This is a genomic window from candidate division WOR-3 bacterium (assembly GCA_026418155.1).
Taxonomy (GTDB): domain Bacteria; phylum Hydrothermota; class Tepidihabitantia; order Tepidihabitantales; family CAIPLT01; genus JAOABV01.
Map to the genome: position 1 here is coordinate 13,944 of JAOABV010000017.1, position 16,103 is coordinate 30,046.

The 16,103-nt window shown below is 36.6% G+C and carries 14 protein-coding genes; 11 read left to right on the plus strand and 3 right to left on the minus strand.

The features are described 5' to 3' along the window. Nucleotides 1-80 precede the first annotated feature (80 nt). Nucleotides 81-2,159: an elongation factor G gene (gene fusA, locus N2201_03485; protein MCX7785279.1), complete on the minus strand. Its 2,079-nt coding sequence runs from the start codon at nt 2,157-2,159 to the stop codon at nt 81-83. 280 nt (nt 2,160-2,439) lie between these two features. Here fusA and gyrB point away from each other — a divergent pair, with 280 nt between their 5' ends. The 6 genes from gyrB to N2201_03515 all read left to right on the plus strand — a co-directional run bounded on the left by gyrB (nt 2,440) and on the right by N2201_03515 (nt 7,851). After that, nucleotides 2,440-4,416, plus strand: coding sequence for a DNA topoisomerase (ATP-hydrolyzing) subunit B (gyrB, locus tag N2201_03490; protein MCX7785280.1), 1,977 nt, complete (start codon nt 2,440-2,442; stop codon nt 4,414-4,416). 93 nt (nt 4,417-4,509) lie between these two features. After that, nucleotides 4,510-4,776 (plus strand): hypothetical protein, encoded by a 267-nt coding sequence (locus N2201_03495; protein ID MCX7785281.1) that lies wholly within the window; start codon nt 4,510-4,512, stop codon nt 4,774-4,776. Nucleotides 4,777-5,053: 277 nt separating this feature from the next. Next, on the plus strand, nt 5,054-5,557 hold the full coding sequence (locus N2201_03500) for a rubrerythrin family protein (GenBank protein MCX7785282.1): 504 nt from the start codon (nt 5,054-5,056) through the stop codon (nt 5,555-5,557). A gap of 73 nt (nt 5,558-5,630) precedes the next feature. After that, nucleotides 5,631-6,083, plus strand: coding sequence for a 5-(carboxyamino)imidazole ribonucleotide mutase (gene purE / locus N2201_03505; GenBank protein ID MCX7785283.1), 453 nt, complete (start codon nt 5,631-5,633; stop codon nt 6,081-6,083). Next, complete coding sequence (locus N2201_03510) at nt 6,070-6,729, plus strand: SagB/ThcOx family dehydrogenase (protein ID MCX7785284.1); 660 nt, start codon at nt 6,070-6,072, stop codon at nt 6,727-6,729. The genes purE and N2201_03510 overlap by 14 nt, the downstream gene beginning before the upstream one ends. 249 nt (nt 6,730-6,978) lie before the next feature. Next, nucleotides 6,979-7,851, plus strand: coding sequence for a phosphoribosylaminoimidazolesuccinocarboxamide synthase (locus N2201_03515; GenBank protein MCX7785285.1), 873 nt, complete (start codon nt 6,979-6,981; stop codon nt 7,849-7,851). 279 nt (nt 7,852-8,130) lie between these two features. On the opposite strand, the gene N2201_03520 is transcribed toward N2201_03515, so the two are convergent. Then, a complete protein-coding gene (locus N2201_03520) occupies nt 8,131-9,498 on the minus strand; it encodes a UDP-glucose/GDP-mannose dehydrogenase family protein (GenBank protein MCX7785286.1) in 1,368 nt (455 codons plus the stop codon). 297 nt (nt 9,499-9,795) lie between these two features. Here N2201_03520 and N2201_03525 point away from each other — a divergent pair, with 297 nt between their 5' ends. The 5 genes from N2201_03525 to N2201_03545 are packed head-to-tail and all read left to right on the plus strand — an operon-like array spanning nt 9,796 to nt 14,967. Continuing rightward, nucleotides 9,796-11,112, plus strand: a complete 1,317-nt coding sequence (locus tag N2201_03525; GenBank protein MCX7785287.1) for a peptidylprolyl isomerase — start codon at nt 9,796-9,798, stop codon at nt 11,110-11,112. 59 nt (nt 11,113-11,171) lie between these two features. Then, nucleotides 11,172-11,312: a hypothetical protein gene (locus tag N2201_03530; GenBank protein ID MCX7785288.1), complete on the plus strand. Its 141-nt coding sequence runs from the start codon at nt 11,172-11,174 to the stop codon at nt 11,310-11,312. Nucleotides 11,313-11,356: 44 nt separating this feature from the next. After that, nucleotides 11,357-12,199, plus strand: coding sequence for a peptidyl-prolyl cis-trans isomerase (locus N2201_03535; protein ID MCX7785289.1), 843 nt, complete (start codon nt 11,357-11,359; stop codon nt 12,197-12,199). Further along, entirely contained in the window at nt 12,196-13,515 is a 1,320-nt protein-coding gene (locus N2201_03540; protein MCX7785290.1) for a peptidylprolyl isomerase, read from the plus strand. Before N2201_03535 ends, N2201_03540 begins: the two co-directional genes overlap by 4 nt. 54 nt (nt 13,516-13,569) lie before the next feature. After that, on the plus strand, nt 13,570-14,967 hold the full coding sequence (locus N2201_03545) for a T9SS type A sorting domain-containing protein (protein MCX7785291.1): 1,398 nt from the start codon (nt 13,570-13,572) through the stop codon (nt 14,965-14,967). A gap of 493 nt (nt 14,968-15,460) precedes the next feature. Here the strand turns inward: N2201_03545 and N2201_03550 are convergent. Then, nucleotides 15,461-16,103 (minus strand): T9SS type A sorting domain-containing protein (locus tag N2201_03550; GenBank protein MCX7785292.1); only part of this gene is annotated, 643 nt, incomplete at its 5' end.

Genomic DNA, 16,103 nt, shown 5'->3' on the forward strand with positions numbered 1-16,103 from the left:
ATATGCCAGAAAGTGAATGTTTGCGTTGTTACTTCTTGGAAGTATACTAAAAATCAAAAACTCACAACCCAAAACTCAAACTAAGTAGGATTGAGAATATTTGCCAGGTAAGGAAAGATTTTAGTCTTTAACTCATCGGGCAAAATTTCATAATGAGAAAATTGTAAAGAATGAGTTGCTCGGCCTTGAGTCAAAGACCTTAAAGCGGTAGTATAACCAAAGGTTTCCGCCAAAGGCACAAGCCCATGGATTATCTTATGCCCCTTTATCGATTCGACTGAAACGACTTTGCCTCTACGAGCACTTAAATCTGCCACAATACTACCAAGATAAGCATCAGGTGTCACCACTTCTAAATCCATTATCGGCTCTAAAAAAGTCGGATTCCCTTTAAGAAAAGCATCCCGAAAAGCCATTGTCGCCGCAATTTTGAACGATAACTCTGAGGAGTCAACTTCATGATAAGCACCATCAATAATATGCACCGCAATATTAGTAATCGGATAACCGGCTAAAACACCGGTATTAATACTATCTTGAATCCCACTTTCAATTGCCGGAATAAACTCTTTGGGTATAACTCCTTCTTTTATTTCATTGATGATATAAACACCGCTTTCTGCGGGTTCTAATTGTAAAGTAACTACACCATACTGTCCCTTTCCACCAGTTTGACGGATGAATCTGCCTTCTGCGGAAGTTGATTTTGTAATTGTCTCCCGATAAGAGACTTGCGGTTTTCCAATATGACAGGCAACACCAAATTCTCTTTTTAATCGTTCCAAAGTAACCTCTAAGTGTAATTCGCCCATACCTGAAAGAATCGTCTCTTCAGTTTCAGGATTGACTTTAATTTTCAGTGTCGGGTCTTCAACGGTTAAAGTATTGAGGGCATCAGATAATTTTGTCGCATCACTTTTAGTCTTCGGTTCAATGGCTAAAAACACAACCGGTTCCGGAAATTCCATTGGCTCAAAAGCAATCGGATGTAAAATATTGGACAAGGTATAGCCGGTCTTAATTTCTTTAATCCCAACAACCGCGCCAATCTCACCCGCCTGGAGTTTTTCAACTTCTTGTTTATAATTAGCATGCATCACTAACAGTTTCGAAATGCGGACTTTCTCCATCGTAGGCACAACCAAGACCTGACTTTTTTCTTCAATTTTACCCGAATAGACTCGAATATAGGATAGATAACCGCGATGCGGGTCATTAGCAATTTTGAAAACCAGTGCTGAGAACGGTGCTTTTGGGTCTGCGGGTCGAGTCTCTTCATTCTTTGTGTTGGGATTAATACCTTTCATTGGTGGAATATCTACTGGTGATGGTAAGAAATCGACAATCGCATCCAAAAGTTTCTGCACGCCTTTATTTTTCAAAGCACTTCCACATAAGACCGGCACAATTTTTAAGTTAATAGTTAATTTGCGAATACTCTTAATTAAATCCTCAGCAGTAATCTTAATACCTGATAAGTATTTTTCCAAAATTGTCTCATCATAATGGCTCAAGGTGTCAATAATTTTTTCCCGATACTCTTTGACTAAATATTTTTTTTCCTCAGGAATCTCAACTTCTCGAAATTCAGCTCCAAGAGTTTCGTCAAGCCATATAAATGCCTTTTCATAGATTAAATCAATACAACCTTGAAAATCATTTTCACTGCCTATCGGCAATTGAATAGCAACAGGAGTCAAAGCGAATTTCTCCTGCATCATACTTAAGACCCGAAAGAAATCAGCTCCAATGCGGTCAAGTTTATTGATAAAGGCAATTCGGGGAACTTTGTATTTATCGGCTTGACGCCATACGGTTTCGGATTGAGGCTCGACACCACCAACACCACAAAAGACGACCACGACTCCATCTAAAACTTTTAACGAACGCTCAACTTCAATCGTGAAATCAACATGACCTGGTGTATCAATAATATTAATTTGGTGTTCTCGCCAAAAACAAGTTGTTGCTGCTGCGGTAATCGTGATGCCTCGCTCTTTTTCTTGGTCCATCCAGTCCATTGTTGCTGAGCCTTCATCAACTTCGCCCATCCGATAGATTTTGCCTGTATAAAAAAGAATGCGCTCAGTGGTCGTCGTTTTTCCGGCATCAATATGCGCCGCAATCCCAATATTTCTTATCTTAGTTAAATATTCCATAATAATTCAAACAAGTTTTTTTATTTTAATCAATCTTAAAAATCAATCTAATCTAATAATTACTTTTGCATTCTGAATTATGTGATATATGATATAAATTGAATTTAGTATTATACTTTATCTTCAACTTAAGTCAAGCAGTTTACCTATTGCCTCTTGATTTATGGCTAATTTTAGATAAAATATTGTATGTTAATCGGGATAAGTATTTCTATAATCCGAAACAGATAAATAGATTAATTAGAGATTAGATTTAATGCTTGTAAGTTAATAATTACTTATGTCAACAAATAAATCCGACTCCAAAAATACAACGGTCGAAGCGACCAGGGTCGATGCGACCAGGGTCGGTGCGACCAGGGTCGATGCGACCAGGTATGACGCATCGCAGATTCATGTCTTAAAAGGCTTAGAAGCGGTTCGTCGCCGACCCGCAATGTATATCGGCGATGTTGGCATCAGAGGTCTGCATCATCTTATTTACGAAGTCGTTGATAATGGCATTGATGAAGCCCTTGCCGGTTATTGCGATAAGATAATTGTTGTGCTAAAGAAAGATGGTTCTGTTTCAGTTGAGGATAATGGTCGGGGTATTCCCGTTGATATGCATCCGACAGAAAAGAAACCAGCCTTAGAAGTCGTCTTAACCGTGCTTCATAGCGGTGCTAAATTTGAAGATAAGGTATATCAGATTTCCGGTGGGCTCCACGGCGTTGGTGTCTCTGTAGTCAATGCCTTATCGGAATACTTAGAAGCCGAGGTCTATCGCGATGGCAAAATCTATTTTCAAAGATATGAACGGGGTGAAACTAAAACCAAACTTGAGATAAAAGGCAAAACAACCAAAACTGGCACCAAAATCACATTTAAGCCCGATAAAAAGATTTTTAAGAAGACCGATTTCGACTTTGACACAGTTGCAACCCGCTTACGAGAACTTGCCTATCTCAATAAAGACCTAACGATTGAACTGATAGATGAGAATAGTGGCAAAAAAGAGAGTTATCATTTTACTGGCGGCATTGTCGATTTTGTCAGTTATCTTGATGAAGGTAGAAACCGGTTGCATAAGCCAATATATATTTATGACAAACGCAATGGCATTGAAGTAGAACTGGCATTTCAATACAATGATAGTTTTTTAGAAAATATCTTCTCTTTTGTTAATACGATTAATACCCATGAAGGTGGAACCCATTTAGCCGGTTTTAAATCTGCTCTGACTCGGTCAATAACTGATTATGCTAAAAAGACCCAAGCAATTAAAGATAATATTGAAATCACTGGTGAAGACTGCCGAGAAGGATTAACTGCGGTGCTTTCCATTAAAATACCCAATCCGCAATTTGAAGGTCAGACCAAGACCAAATTAGGTAATAGCGAAGCCAAAGGAATTGTGGAGTCAGTGGTTGCGGAAAAATTGAGCACTTATTTTGAAGAAAATCCCCGCGTGATTAATCTGATTTTAAGTAAAGTGATTGCAGCAGCCAAGTCTCGCGAAGCAGCGAAAAAAGCCCGCGAACTTGCCCGGCGTCGGTCTTTACTGGAATCAGATACTCTCCCCGGTAAACTGGCTGATTGTTCAGAAGAAGACCCAAGTAAATCCGAATTATATATTGTTGAAGGTGATTCGGCTGGTGGTTCAGCCAAACAAGGTCGAGACCGCAGATTCCAAGCAATTTTGCCTTTACGCGGAAAAATTTTGAATGTTGAAAAATCTGCTCTGAATAAGATTCTGGCCAATCCCGAAATTCGTAGTATCATCTCAACTATTGGTGCTGGTATTTCTGAAGACGATTTTGACCCTGAAAAAGCCCGTTACCATAAGATTATTATCATGACCGATGCTGATGTTGATGGTTCGCATATTCGGACATTGCTTTTAACCTTTTTCTATCGATTTATGCGTCCCTTAATTGAAGCCGGTTATATCTATATTGCCCAACCGCCACTATATCGGTTCAAAACTCAAAAACAAGAAACCTATCTTTATTCGGATGAAGAATTAGAGAGTATGATTAAAAAGGCAAAAGGCGAAAAATACGACATCCAAAGATATAAAGGTCTTGGTGAGATGAATCCAGAACAACTCTGGCAGACCACAATGAATCCCGAACAAAGGGTGCTGAAACAGGTCACCTTAGAAGATGCTGCAGAAGCCGACCGATTATTCTCAATTTTGATGGGAGAAGTCGTTGAACCCCGACGCCAATTCATTGAAGCCAATGCGAAGTATGTAGAGAATTTAGATGTCTAATGATGTAAGCCACTTGATGTTTGTTACAACACCCCATCCAATCAATAACCCCAAAGATTTCGCAGGATTTTTGCTTATCGCCGAAAAATTTTTATGAATAGCAACCTTTTAAGAAAGGTGACTGCAGAATTTAATCGTTATCGCTATCCTGAATGTAAAGCCCAAACTTTATTTAATAAAGGGAATATACTCAAAATTAGATTTTCCGGAACTAAATCGAACTCTGCCTGCTGTTTTGATGAAAATTTTCAAGACTTTATTTATTATCTTAAAGATATTGCCAATTACCAAGTTAAAATAATCGGTGTTGTAAGAACTAAAAATAATAATTTTATTGTAACCTATCAGCAAGAAAAATGAGAAAGATGAAGACTCAAGATACTAATTTTATGCTTACTTACCAGAAACAAAATTGAGAAGAATGAAGACTCAAGACATTAATTTTATGGTAACTTATCAGACGCAAAAAATGAAAAAAAAGAAGACTCAAGATACTAATTTTATTACAACTTATCAGAAGTAAAAATGAGAAAAATAAAGACTCAAAACAGTAATTTTATGGTAACATATCAGCAACAAAAATGAGAAAAATAAAGAGACCAGACACTAATTTTATTGTAAATTACAGGAGGACAAAATGAGAAAAATGACAGAAAAAGCATTGTCCGAAGCATTTGCTGGTGAGTCAATGGCACATATGAAATATCTAATCTTTGCCGAGATTGCAGAAAAAGAAGGGTTTCCCAATGTCGGCCGACTGTTTAAGGCAATTGCTTTTGCTGAATTCGCTCATGCCCGAAATCATGCCAGAAATTTAGGATATATCAAGCAAACTGAAGGTAATTTAGAAACCGGAATTCAAGGTGAAAATTTTGAAGTTGAAGAAATGTATCCGAGTTATCTGGCAACCGCTGTTTTACAGAATGAAAAAGGCGCCGAACTGGCAATTAACTATGCCTTAGCCGCTGAAAAGATTCATAGTCAACTCTATCAGCAAGCAAAAGAATCCGTACAAAAAGGCCAAGACCTAAAAATTGAAGATATCTATATCTGTCCGATTTGCGGTTATACCCATATTGGCTCACCACCAGAAAAATGTCCGGTATGTAATGCAACTAAAGATAAATTTAGCAAGTTTTAGATTGTAAAATAATATAAGACATAAATAAAAAAAGTAAGCGAATTTTTAGATACAAATTAAGTTAGGAGGCATAATGGTAAGTATTGTAATGGGAAGTAAATCGGATTTGCCGATTATGGAAGAAACCGCTAAGAAACTAAAAGAACTGGGAATTGATTACGAGATAAAAATTATGTCTGCACATCGCAATCCGGAAACCGTGCGTAAATTTGCCCAGTCCGTAGAAAAAGGAAAGACCGAAGTCGTTATTGCTGGTGCTGGCGGTGCTGCGGCATTACCGGGAGTTATTGCGGCTTACACAAAAAAACCCGTTATCGGCGTACCAATAAAATCGGAATTAAATGGACTTGACTCCTTGCTCTCAATCGCCCAAATGCCAAAAGGAGTTCCCGTGGCAACAATGGCAATTGGCATTGCCGGCGCAGTCAATGCTGCCATCTTTGCTGCCGAGATACTGGCATTAAAATATCCAAAAATCAAAACCAAATTGGCAGAATTTAAGAGGAGTTTGAATGCTCAAAAATAAAAAGATTGCAATTTTACTAATATTATGGTTAATAATTGTTGTTGAGGCTAAGGAGGTAAGAATGAAATTACCCAAGCCCCGTTTTTCAGGTTCAGTCAGTGTTGAAGAGGCTATGCTCAAACGAAGGTCAATTCGAAGTTATAAAGACGAAGCCTTGACCTTAGAAGAAGTATCGCAATTATTATGGTCAGCCCAAGGCAAAACTGCTGACTGGGGTGGAAGAACAGTGCCTTCTGCCGGCGCAACTTATCCTTTAGAAATTTATTTAGTTGTCGGTAAAGTTAAAGGACTTGAAGTCGGTGTTTATCGTTATCTTAGCGAGAGCCACGAATTAGAAAAAATAGGCAATAAAGATGTGCGAAAAGAATTAACAAGCGCTGCCTTAGGCCAAGAATATATTAATAACGCACCAATATCTATTGTTATTTCCGCTAAATATGAACGAACCACGAAACGATACGGCGAGCGCGGAATTCGGTATGTTGATAATGAAGTAGGCCATTGTGGACAAAATATCCATCTCCAATGTGAAGCATTAGATTTAGGCACAGTGGTGATTGGTGCTTTTCGCGATGAGCAGGTTAAGAAAGTATTAGGCATAAAAGAAGAACCACGTTACATTATGCCTGTAGGTAAAAAGAGATAATACAATGAACTTAATTCTACTTTTCCCAAATAAAACTCATTAAAAGAAGAACAATGCAATATATGCCCGTAGTAGAAGAGATAATACAATGAATTTAATTCTACTTTTCCTAAATAAAACTTTTAAAAGAAGAACCATGCGACATTATACCAGTTGGTAAAAAGAGATGATGAGAATAATTATCAGTATAATCGCTAACAATTACGAGTCGAGAAATAATTTAATGTTGTATATCAAAGGAGTTAACATATGATTATAAATACCGATTTTCCTGACCTTAAATTATATAAAAGGGGTAAAGTCCGCGATGTCTATGACCTTGACGATAAATTACTGATTATTGCTACTGACCGCATTTCAGCGTTTGATGTTGTCTTAAACGATGGCATTCCCAATAAAGGAATTGTCCTAAATGAACTTTCCTGCTTTTGGTTTAATTTTACCAAAGATATTGTCAAAAATCACTTGATCACAAATGAAGTTAATGTATATCCCTTAGAACTTAAAAAATATGCTGACATTTTAAGACAGCGCTCAATGTTGGTAAAAAAGACCAAACCGTTACCTGTAGAATGTATTGTGCGCGGATATATTTCTGGTTCTGCTTGGAAAGAATACCTAAAAACCGGCTCCGTTAGTGGTATAAGATTACCCCAAGGCTTAAAAGAATCAGAAAAATTACCCGAACCAATTTTTACCCCTTCAACTAAAGCCGAAACTGGCCACGATGAGAATATTACTGAAAAGCAAATGATAGATATAATTGGTAAAGAACTTACTAATAAAATTAAAGATGTCTGTTTAGAAATTTATCAAAAAGCATCTCACTATGCTGAATCCAAAGGCATTATCATTGCGGATACAAAGATGGAATTCGGTCTTTTTGATGAAGAGATTACTCTAATTGATGAGTTATTAACACCGGACTCTTCACGATTTTGGGATATGCAAGAATACCAGCCAGGCAAAAGTCAAAATAGTTTTGATAAACAGTTCATTCGAGATTATTTAGAAAGCATTAATTGGGACAAAAGACCACCAGCACCCAAATTACCTGATGATGTAATTGCCAAGACTCAAGAAAAATACCAGATTGCTTATAAGCGGATTATAGGAAAATAGCAAAATTAATAAATTTTATCGACCATTGGTCCAAAATCGGAAGGGTGCAATAAGGTTGTATTGCACAAAAATAACCCCACTTAGAAATAAGAAAATAATATTTAACCAAATAGACTTTAGTTCTTAAAGCCCGAAATGTTTTAGAACATTCAATTTTTAATCAAGAATAATAAAATAAAATTTAACCGGATAGACTATCGGAAAAAGCACCACTGTACATCAAAATATAGACAAAAAGACTAATTAAATACTATTTTTTTATATTTTAATATTTAAATTTTAATCTTTATATATTCCCACTCGGCCAATGCTATGATAGATAAAACCCATTTCTCGCATCTTCTGTAGTTCAAAGATATTTCGACCATCAAAGATAATTGGTCTTTTTAATAGTTGTTTAATTTTCTTTAAATCTAAATTTCGGAATTCCTGCCATTCAGTCAAAATTACTAAACAATCACTATCTTTTGCCACTTCATAAGGATTATTACAATATTGGATATCAGGAAGAGTCTTTTTTGCTTGCGGTATCGCTTTTGGGTCATAGGCTTTGATTTTTGCCCCGGCTGATTTTAGTCTCTTTATTATTTCAATTGAAGGTGCAGAACGAACATCATCGGTATTAGGCTTAAATGCCAATCCCAGCACCCCAATCTGTTTTCCTTTTAATTCTTTAAGTTGATTGGTTAATTTTTTTATAAACTGCTTGCGTTGTTCAATGTTAATGTGCTCAACTTCTTTAAGCAATCTAAAATCATAACCAATTTTTTCTGCTTGATGGATAAATGCTTTTAAGTCTTTAGGAAGGCAAAACCCACCAAAACCGATGCCTGCTTTGAGAAAATAAGGACCGATTCTTTTATCCAATCCCAAACCAGTAGCAACTTTTTCAATATCCGCACCGGTGAGTTCGCAGATGATTGACACCGCATTAATAAAAGAAATCTTGGTGGCTAAGAATGCATTTGCCGAATGTTTGATAAGTTCAGCACTGCGAATGTCAGTAATTAATTTTGGCGCTTTTATTGGTTGATAAATTTTTAAGAGCAATCTTTTTGCCTTTTCCGATTCCACACCTAAAACAATCCGGTCAGGATTGAGAAAATCAGCAACTGCACTACCTTCGCGCAAGAATTCTGGATTGTAAGCGATATCAAATTGGCTATTGGAAAGAGCATATTGGTATAGAGTTCTCTTAATCCAATCACAAGTCATAACCGGAACCGTTGATTTCTCGACAATCAGTTTATATCCGTTCATTGCTGAACCAATTGCTTTTAGGGCGTTTTTAATATAAGTCAAATCTGGCTCGCCATTAGATTTAGTTGGCGTGCCGACCGTAATAAATATTACTAAGGTATCTTTGACCGCATCACTTATCTTTGTGGAAAATTTTAGTCTTTTCGCCTGAAAATTGATTTTTACTATTTTATCCAATTCTGGCTCATAAAATGGCATCTTGTCCTTATTAAGTGCAGTAATTTTATCGTGGTCATTATCTACACAGATTACGCTATATCCTAGATGGGCAAGACAAGCTGCAGTTGTTAGTCCCACCGGCCCCGCACCAATAACACCAATTTTCAAACTCTGTCTACGAGGCAAAAACCGATTTTTATTTACTAATTTCAATGTCTTTGCTGGCATATGTTGATTATAGAGGAATTTTGCTCCTTGTCAAATCATCTAAAGGATACACCTTTATTTTTAGCATATCAAGTCTAAATTTACACAAAATATTATCCACTATCAAAGATACACCACTATTTTTAACATACAATCCCAAAGGGAGACAAAATATTGTACCTTACCCAATTAAAATTCATAATTGACTTTATCTTGAGGTTTCTTATAATACGATTAGAAGCATTTTATGAAATACCAAATGTTTCGTTTCCAACTCAAGACAACAAAATTTTTTGTCTTGGTTAAAAAAATGCATACATGACAGAATCTACAAAGTCTATTTTTTGTTTTATTATTAGCATCTTAGGGCTAATTAGTGGTTGTTTCTGCACTTGCTCGAAACAAAGCCAAACGATAATTGCCCGAGTAAATGGCGAAGCGATTACCGAAAAGGAATTTATTGCTGCTTTACCCAAAGGATTCACATCCGATTCTACGGAAAGCAACTATCGACGGTCTTTAATCGATAACCTGATAGTTAAGAAGTTGTTTATCCAAGAAGCCAAAGCACTCGGACTTGAAGACCAAGTAGATGCCCAATTAGAATACGAGAAGAAACACCGGTTAATTCAAGCCTTATACGATGATGTGGTTACAAAAAATCTTAAAATAACGGAAAAAGATATTCAGGATATGTTAACACAAATCTCTACAGAAGTTCACTTGAAAGTAATTGTGATGCCCAATGAATCAATTGCTCAAATCGTTAATGAAGGTATAAGCAAAGGAATACCTTTTGAATCATTGGCCGTAAAATATTCCCAAGATGAGAGTGCCGTAGAAGGTGGCGATATTGGTTGGCTTCCTGTTTATTATTTGGAAGAGTCTTTACGCAATGCGGTAGCCAATATGAAGGAAAATGAAATTAGTAGTCTGATTCGCAGTGCGGATGAATATAAGATAATTAAACTCATCGAAAAGCGTATAAGTAAAGAATCTTTATCTGAACGCAAAACTAATGCGCGTATGTTGGTAGAACAAGAAAAACATCGCCAATTAGTCAGTGCTTATCTTGAGAAATTGTCTCAACGACTTGAATTTAATCCTGAAGGGCTAAGATTGTTTTATAAACATCCGGATTCTTTCAGTGAAGCGGAACGCGAAACCTGGGTTGCGAAAAAAGATAATCGCAAAGTAGTTTATGCCAAAAATCTCTTCCATATTGCTCGAGAATTTCCACGGATAATTGATACTGCACTTAAATCTTATGCTATCAAAAGAGCAATTGAAGAAGATGTTATGTATGAAGATGCCTTAAATCGTAACTTGGATAAACTACCTGAGATTCAAAAAGAATTTGAACAGCGAAAAAAAGACCTGCTCTATCAAAAACTATATGCTATGCAAATAACCCAAACTCTTAAAGTTACGGATAAAGAGATTGAAGACTATTATAATGCCAATAAAGAAAAATATCTTCCCAATAAAGTCTCAGATGTTGCTCCTCTCATCAAAAATGAACTTTTAGAACAGAAACGACAAGAACGGTATATGAACTATGTCCAAGAATTAAAGGCCAAAAGTAAAATTGAAATTGACGAAAAACGATTAATGAATGCCGGTAAAAAACGATGAGTGAATAAATGCAATATTATTATGAAAAAGAATTGGAAGGGAAAAAGTAAATAATGAATATGAATAAAAAAGAAAAAAACAATCAAGACTACAATATTAATTATACCCAAGTATTGAAAGCCAAAAGTAAAATTGAAATTAATGAAGAAAAAGTATTAACCATCAGTAAAAAAAACGAATGTGTAAAAATCTTAATTTAACAAAAAAAATCAACACCTCACTAAATTGGGTGAAAGGAGCAATAGTGAAAGAAAAAATAAAGATTTATCTTCTTAAACGCAGGATAATTGTTTTGCTACTTTTAAGTCTGTTATTTGTTTCTTGTCCTAAGAATGAAAAAGTTGTTGCCACAGTCGGTAATAGTAAATTAACGCAAAAAGAGTTATTGGTCCAGATTCCGTCAGAAATCCGATTAACCAAAGAGAATATCAATGCGTTAATTGAAAAATGGATTAACACTGAACTCTTATATCAAGAAGCCAAAAGAAGAAGACTTGACCAAGACGAAACCTTAAAAATTCAAATCAAACAACTATCCAAAGAATTAATCGTAAATAGTCTTTTAGAAAGGGAGATGGCAAAGATTTCAGTTAGTCGCAAAGAGATATTCGATTATTTTACTCAGCACAAAGAAGAGTTTCTTTATGAAGTGAAAATCAGCCGGATTGTGCTTAGTGATGAGAGTTTAGCACATCGGACCTTAGCCGAGCTGCGCGCCGGTGCTGATTTTACAAGATTAGCCCAAGATTTATCTCAAGACCGGGTGTTGGCAAAAGGCGCGGAATCAAAATATTTTAGTCGCGGTGTCGGTGACCCAAGAGTTGGTGGCGACCCATTATTAGAAGAAGCAATCTTCAAACTTAAAGTTGGAGAAATCTCTGATGTCCTCAAATCCCAAGAAGGATACCAAATTGTTAAACTGATTGATAAGAAAAAAGTAAAAAAAGACATCTCGTTAGCCGAAGTTGAAGACTATATCAACTCGGTTTTACAATACAAGAAAAGCCGAGAAATGCTTGAAGCCTTACTCAATGATTTGAAGGCACGAACGAAAATTACTCAAAATCCCGATGTTCTATTAAAATGACCCAATCATTGTTCAGACCGATACTTCACCGTTTACGGTTAACGGTTATCCAGTTAGTAATAGGCCTTATATTTTTACCCATTATCGGTAATCATCTGCTTTTTGCCAAAACGGCGGATAGAATTATTGCTGTAGTCGGTGAACAAATAATTTTAGCCAGTGAAGTCAACGAAGCCGTTGAATTTATGAAATTAATGACGCCAACTTTAGCATCCGATTCGCAATTAGTGCACCAAATTTTAGATGAATTAATTAAAAGTCGGTTACTTTTAGAAGAAGCCAAACGAGAAACCGTTGAAGTATCGAGACAAGAAATTGAGGAAGAAGTCGAACGGAATATCCAAGCCCTAAAGCGCCGTTTTGATGATGATACCGCTTATCAACAAGCATTAGAAAAAGAAGGTATTACGGAACGAAAATTACGAGAACGGTATCGGGATGATATTAAAAAAAGATTGATTAGCCAAAAGTTATTAGCCAAAAAGGGGTTAACCAATATTAATATTACGCCGATTGAAGTCCAGAATTTTTATCATCAGCACAAAGACTCAATTGCACGAAGCCCGGGTCGGGTCGAACTGGCGCATATTCTATTTATGATAAAACCATCGCAATCTGCAGAACAAGCCTTACAGAATCGTGTTAGCGAAATCTATGATATTCTCTTACGCGGTGGTGATTTTGAAGAAGTTGCCCAAAGTTTTTCTGATGATAAGGCAACGAAAAATCGCGGGGGCTATTTAGGTATGGTCGAACTTGAGAATTTACAGCCAGAAATTCAAGTAGTTGTCAAAAACTTAAAACCCAATGAGATTTCTATGCCCGCACGCAGTCGTTATGGTTATGAAATATTTAAGTGCCTTAGCCGAAGAGGAAATAAGATTGAATTACGACACATTCTAATCGCAGTTAATTTAACAAAGCGCGATACACTAAACACCAAAAAAACTGCTGAACAAGTGCGTGCCTTAGCCTTAAAAGGCATTAGTTTTGATTCTTTAGCCAAACTGTATTCTGATGACCCGATGACCAAAGATAGTAGTGGTTATTTAGGCGAATTTCTCTTATCCGGCTTGCAAGAACCCTATCGCACTGCAGTAGCAAAACTAAAAGCCGGCGAAATCTCAGAACCCGTGTTATCAGAACATGGCTACCATTTGATAAAAGTTCTCAACAAAGAAGAAGAAAGAATCTTGAGTTTAGAGGACCTTCAAGACGAAATCAGAAATTATCTTTTTGAAGCAAAACTGAAAGAACGGCTTCAGGAGTATCTTACCAAAATTGCTAATCGCACTTATATTAAGAAATATCTTTAGTCATTCGGTAACTGATAAGGCTGTAACTTCTAAAAATTAATATTTTTGAGACGAATGAATTTTCCGCAGGGAAATAAAGAATCAAAACTTAATAATCCTTCAACTAACTATGTCTTTTATCCTATTATTTTTTCTCGTCGGTATAATAATTGGATTGGGGTTTTATTATGGTCGATATTTAGTTTTATTTATGCCATACCCTGGCCAATTAGTCCGGTTGATTCGGTTCATCCCTTAGGTAATAACTGGTGTAATTTCCAAGATTACGGCTCAACTGGTCCATATTTTCATACAGGAATCGATATCATCACGCCTAATCAACAAGGCGCAGCGGTATACGCGGTTGCTCATGGCTGGGTTAAAGCCTGGCTTACTTTAGGCGGTGATTTATATTGGCGTTTAGCCATTGCGGATTCCAATCTCTCTTATACTGATTCTTGCGAAGCTTGGTTATATGCCCATATTGACCCAACTCGGTATCATAAAAATGTTGGCGATGAAGTTTATCCTGGAGATTTAATCGGTTATTTAGTTCCTTGGACCGTGCCTGGATTTGACCACCTCCACTTTGCTCGTATCAAGGACCAAGGTAGCACTTGGATTACTCCAGACTGGGCGTTTGTCAGAAATCCGCTATGTCTCTTATCACCCAACATTGATACGGTTGCTCCGACTTTTGAAAATGCGTTGAGTAACAATAGATTTGCTTTTTGTCAAAACAATAAAAGTATCTACCTTAATCCAGATAGTTTATATGGCAATGTTGATATCATCGCAAAAATCTATGACCGCATCGGTAAAAGTACGGGTAATTTGATTTGGGATAAATTAGCGCCGTTCCGGATTGAATATGCAATTCGGGGTATTAGTAGTTCTGTACCGACAACCCATTTTGTTCAATTTTCCGGAAGAATTTCACAAAATAATATTCGGGTAGTATATAAACAAGATAGTATTTGCAGGAGTCGAGGCGATTATGTTTACCGCGACTATTATTTTATTGTTACTAATACTAATGGCGATACGATATTAGAGCCCGTCGACTCAATGGCCAGTTGGCAGACAACAAATTTTCCTGATGGTGCCTATTATGTAAAAGTTACTGCTTATGATATTGCTGGTAATGCCAAAACTGAAAGTATGTTGGTGAGAGTAAAAAACCATATTTCCGGTATTGCTCAACCCGAAATTCAAAATCAATATATCCAATTATCGACTAAACCCAATCCAGCCCGTTCGCTTTTAAATATTAATTTTACTCTCAAGCAAGATACGAAAGTAAACTTACTGATATATAATAATCTCGGTCAATTAACGCAAGAACTTTATAATAATCAACTTTTCAAAGGTAACCATAATTTTATTTATTATCCGAAACAATCAGGTGTTTATTTTGTCGTCCTAAAACTAATGAATCAAACCATTTCTAAAAAATTTGTCGTCAGCAAGTAAAGCCCATCTATTATCTTAACACTTCATCTCTTTCTTAGCGATATTTGGCACTCAGTGATGTTCGATTAAATTAAAGATTGTCGTAGCCAGTTGTTTTCATTAAGGGCAATAGATTCAAAAATTCGGACAAAATTTCTCTTTGATTTAATATCTGACTTTTACTCAAACTATTTTAGAAACACGCTTACTAATAAGTTCATAAGCATAAATAGCAATGATTTAACAGATTAAATTAATTAATACAAATCGGTGTAATCTTTAGTTTTAATAAGAGACAAATTAGGCTAACGGATATGCGACCTGGTATGCCGAATACCAGATAAGATAGCCTTTGCAATATGTTAGGATTGGGTTAAGCCAGGGTTAGCCCCACCCTAGCCCCACCACTGCTACCCCACGCCAAGATACACAATCTAAGAAAAAGACAAGGGGGCGAATCCTCGCCCCCTTGAGTTTAGGCCTGACATCTTTTTGATGCCAGACAAATTCTATTTTATTGGACGATGAGTTTGACTTCGCTGGAGTTTGTCGCATCTTCATACTTCAAGAAGTAGATACCACGGGCAAGTGATTTTGCGCTGAGTCTGGTAGTATAAGTTCCGGCATTAAGATATTCGTCAGTGAAAGTTTCTATCAGACGACCAGATGCATTGTAAAGTTTGATTGAGACTCTGCCGGAAACTGAAACCGTATAGTTAATTGTGGTAAATTTACTAAATGGATTGGGGTTAATTTCAATCAGTTTTGAATTTGGAGCAGGAAGTTTTGAGTTTTCTGTTGCGATATTCAGATTTGAGTTTTGAGTTATGAGTTTTGAGTTTTCTTCTGTAATGCCGTATTGCCAGAATTCAGGTGTCTTATTACCTTTGAGTAAGTAGACCCTGCCATTAGCATAAGCCATGGCAGCACCAGTCTTAGGCACAGATTTATTGTGCAATCTGGGAATTGTATCTAAACCAGTCCAAATACCAGGGGCACCAGGAGTATATTTCCAGAATTGATGCGAGCCACCACCTTTGATAGCATAGAGAACACTGCCGTCAGATGCCATTGCACCGCCATCTTTAACTTTCGCCTTCTTAGTTCCAGTCTGATAATGACGAAGTGGAATTGTTTCTTCAATCGAATAAGTCCAA

Coding starts and splice junctions, on each gene's coding strand:
- fusA (MCX7785279.1), bottom strand. CDS start 2,159: ATGGAATATTTAACTAAGATAAGAAATATTGGGATTGCGGCGCATATT.
- gyrB (MCX7785280.1), top strand. CDS start 2,440: ATGTCAACAAATAAATCCGACTCCAAAAATACAACGGTCGAAGCGACC.
- N2201_03495 (MCX7785281.1), top strand. CDS start 4,510: ATGAATAGCAACCTTTTAAGAAAGGTGACTGCAGAATTTAATCGTTAT.
- N2201_03500 (MCX7785282.1), top strand. CDS start 5,054: ATGAGAAAAATGACAGAAAAAGCATTGTCCGAAGCATTTGCTGGTGAG.
- purE (MCX7785283.1), top strand. CDS start 5,631: ATGGTAAGTATTGTAATGGGAAGTAAATCGGATTTGCCGATTATGGAA.
- N2201_03510 (MCX7785284.1), top strand. CDS start 6,070: ATGCTCAAAAATAAAAAGATTGCAATTTTACTAATATTATGGTTAATA.
- N2201_03515 (MCX7785285.1), top strand. CDS start 6,979: ATGATTATAAATACCGATTTTCCTGACCTTAAATTATATAAAAGGGGT.
- N2201_03520 (MCX7785286.1), bottom strand. CDS start 9,498: ATGCCAGCAAAGACATTGAAATTAGTAAATAAAAATCGGTTTTTGCCT.
- N2201_03525 (MCX7785287.1), top strand. CDS start 9,796: ATGACAGAATCTACAAAGTCTATTTTTTGTTTTATTATTAGCATCTTA.
- N2201_03530 (MCX7785288.1), top strand. CDS start 11,172: ATGAATAAAAAAGAAAAAAACAATCAAGACTACAATATTAATTATACC.
- N2201_03540 (MCX7785290.1), top strand. CDS start 12,196: ATGACCCAATCATTGTTCAGACCGATACTTCACCGTTTACGGTTAACG.
- N2201_03545 (MCX7785291.1), top strand. CDS start 13,570: ATGAATTTTCCGCAGGGAAATAAAGAATCAAAACTTAATAATCCTTCA.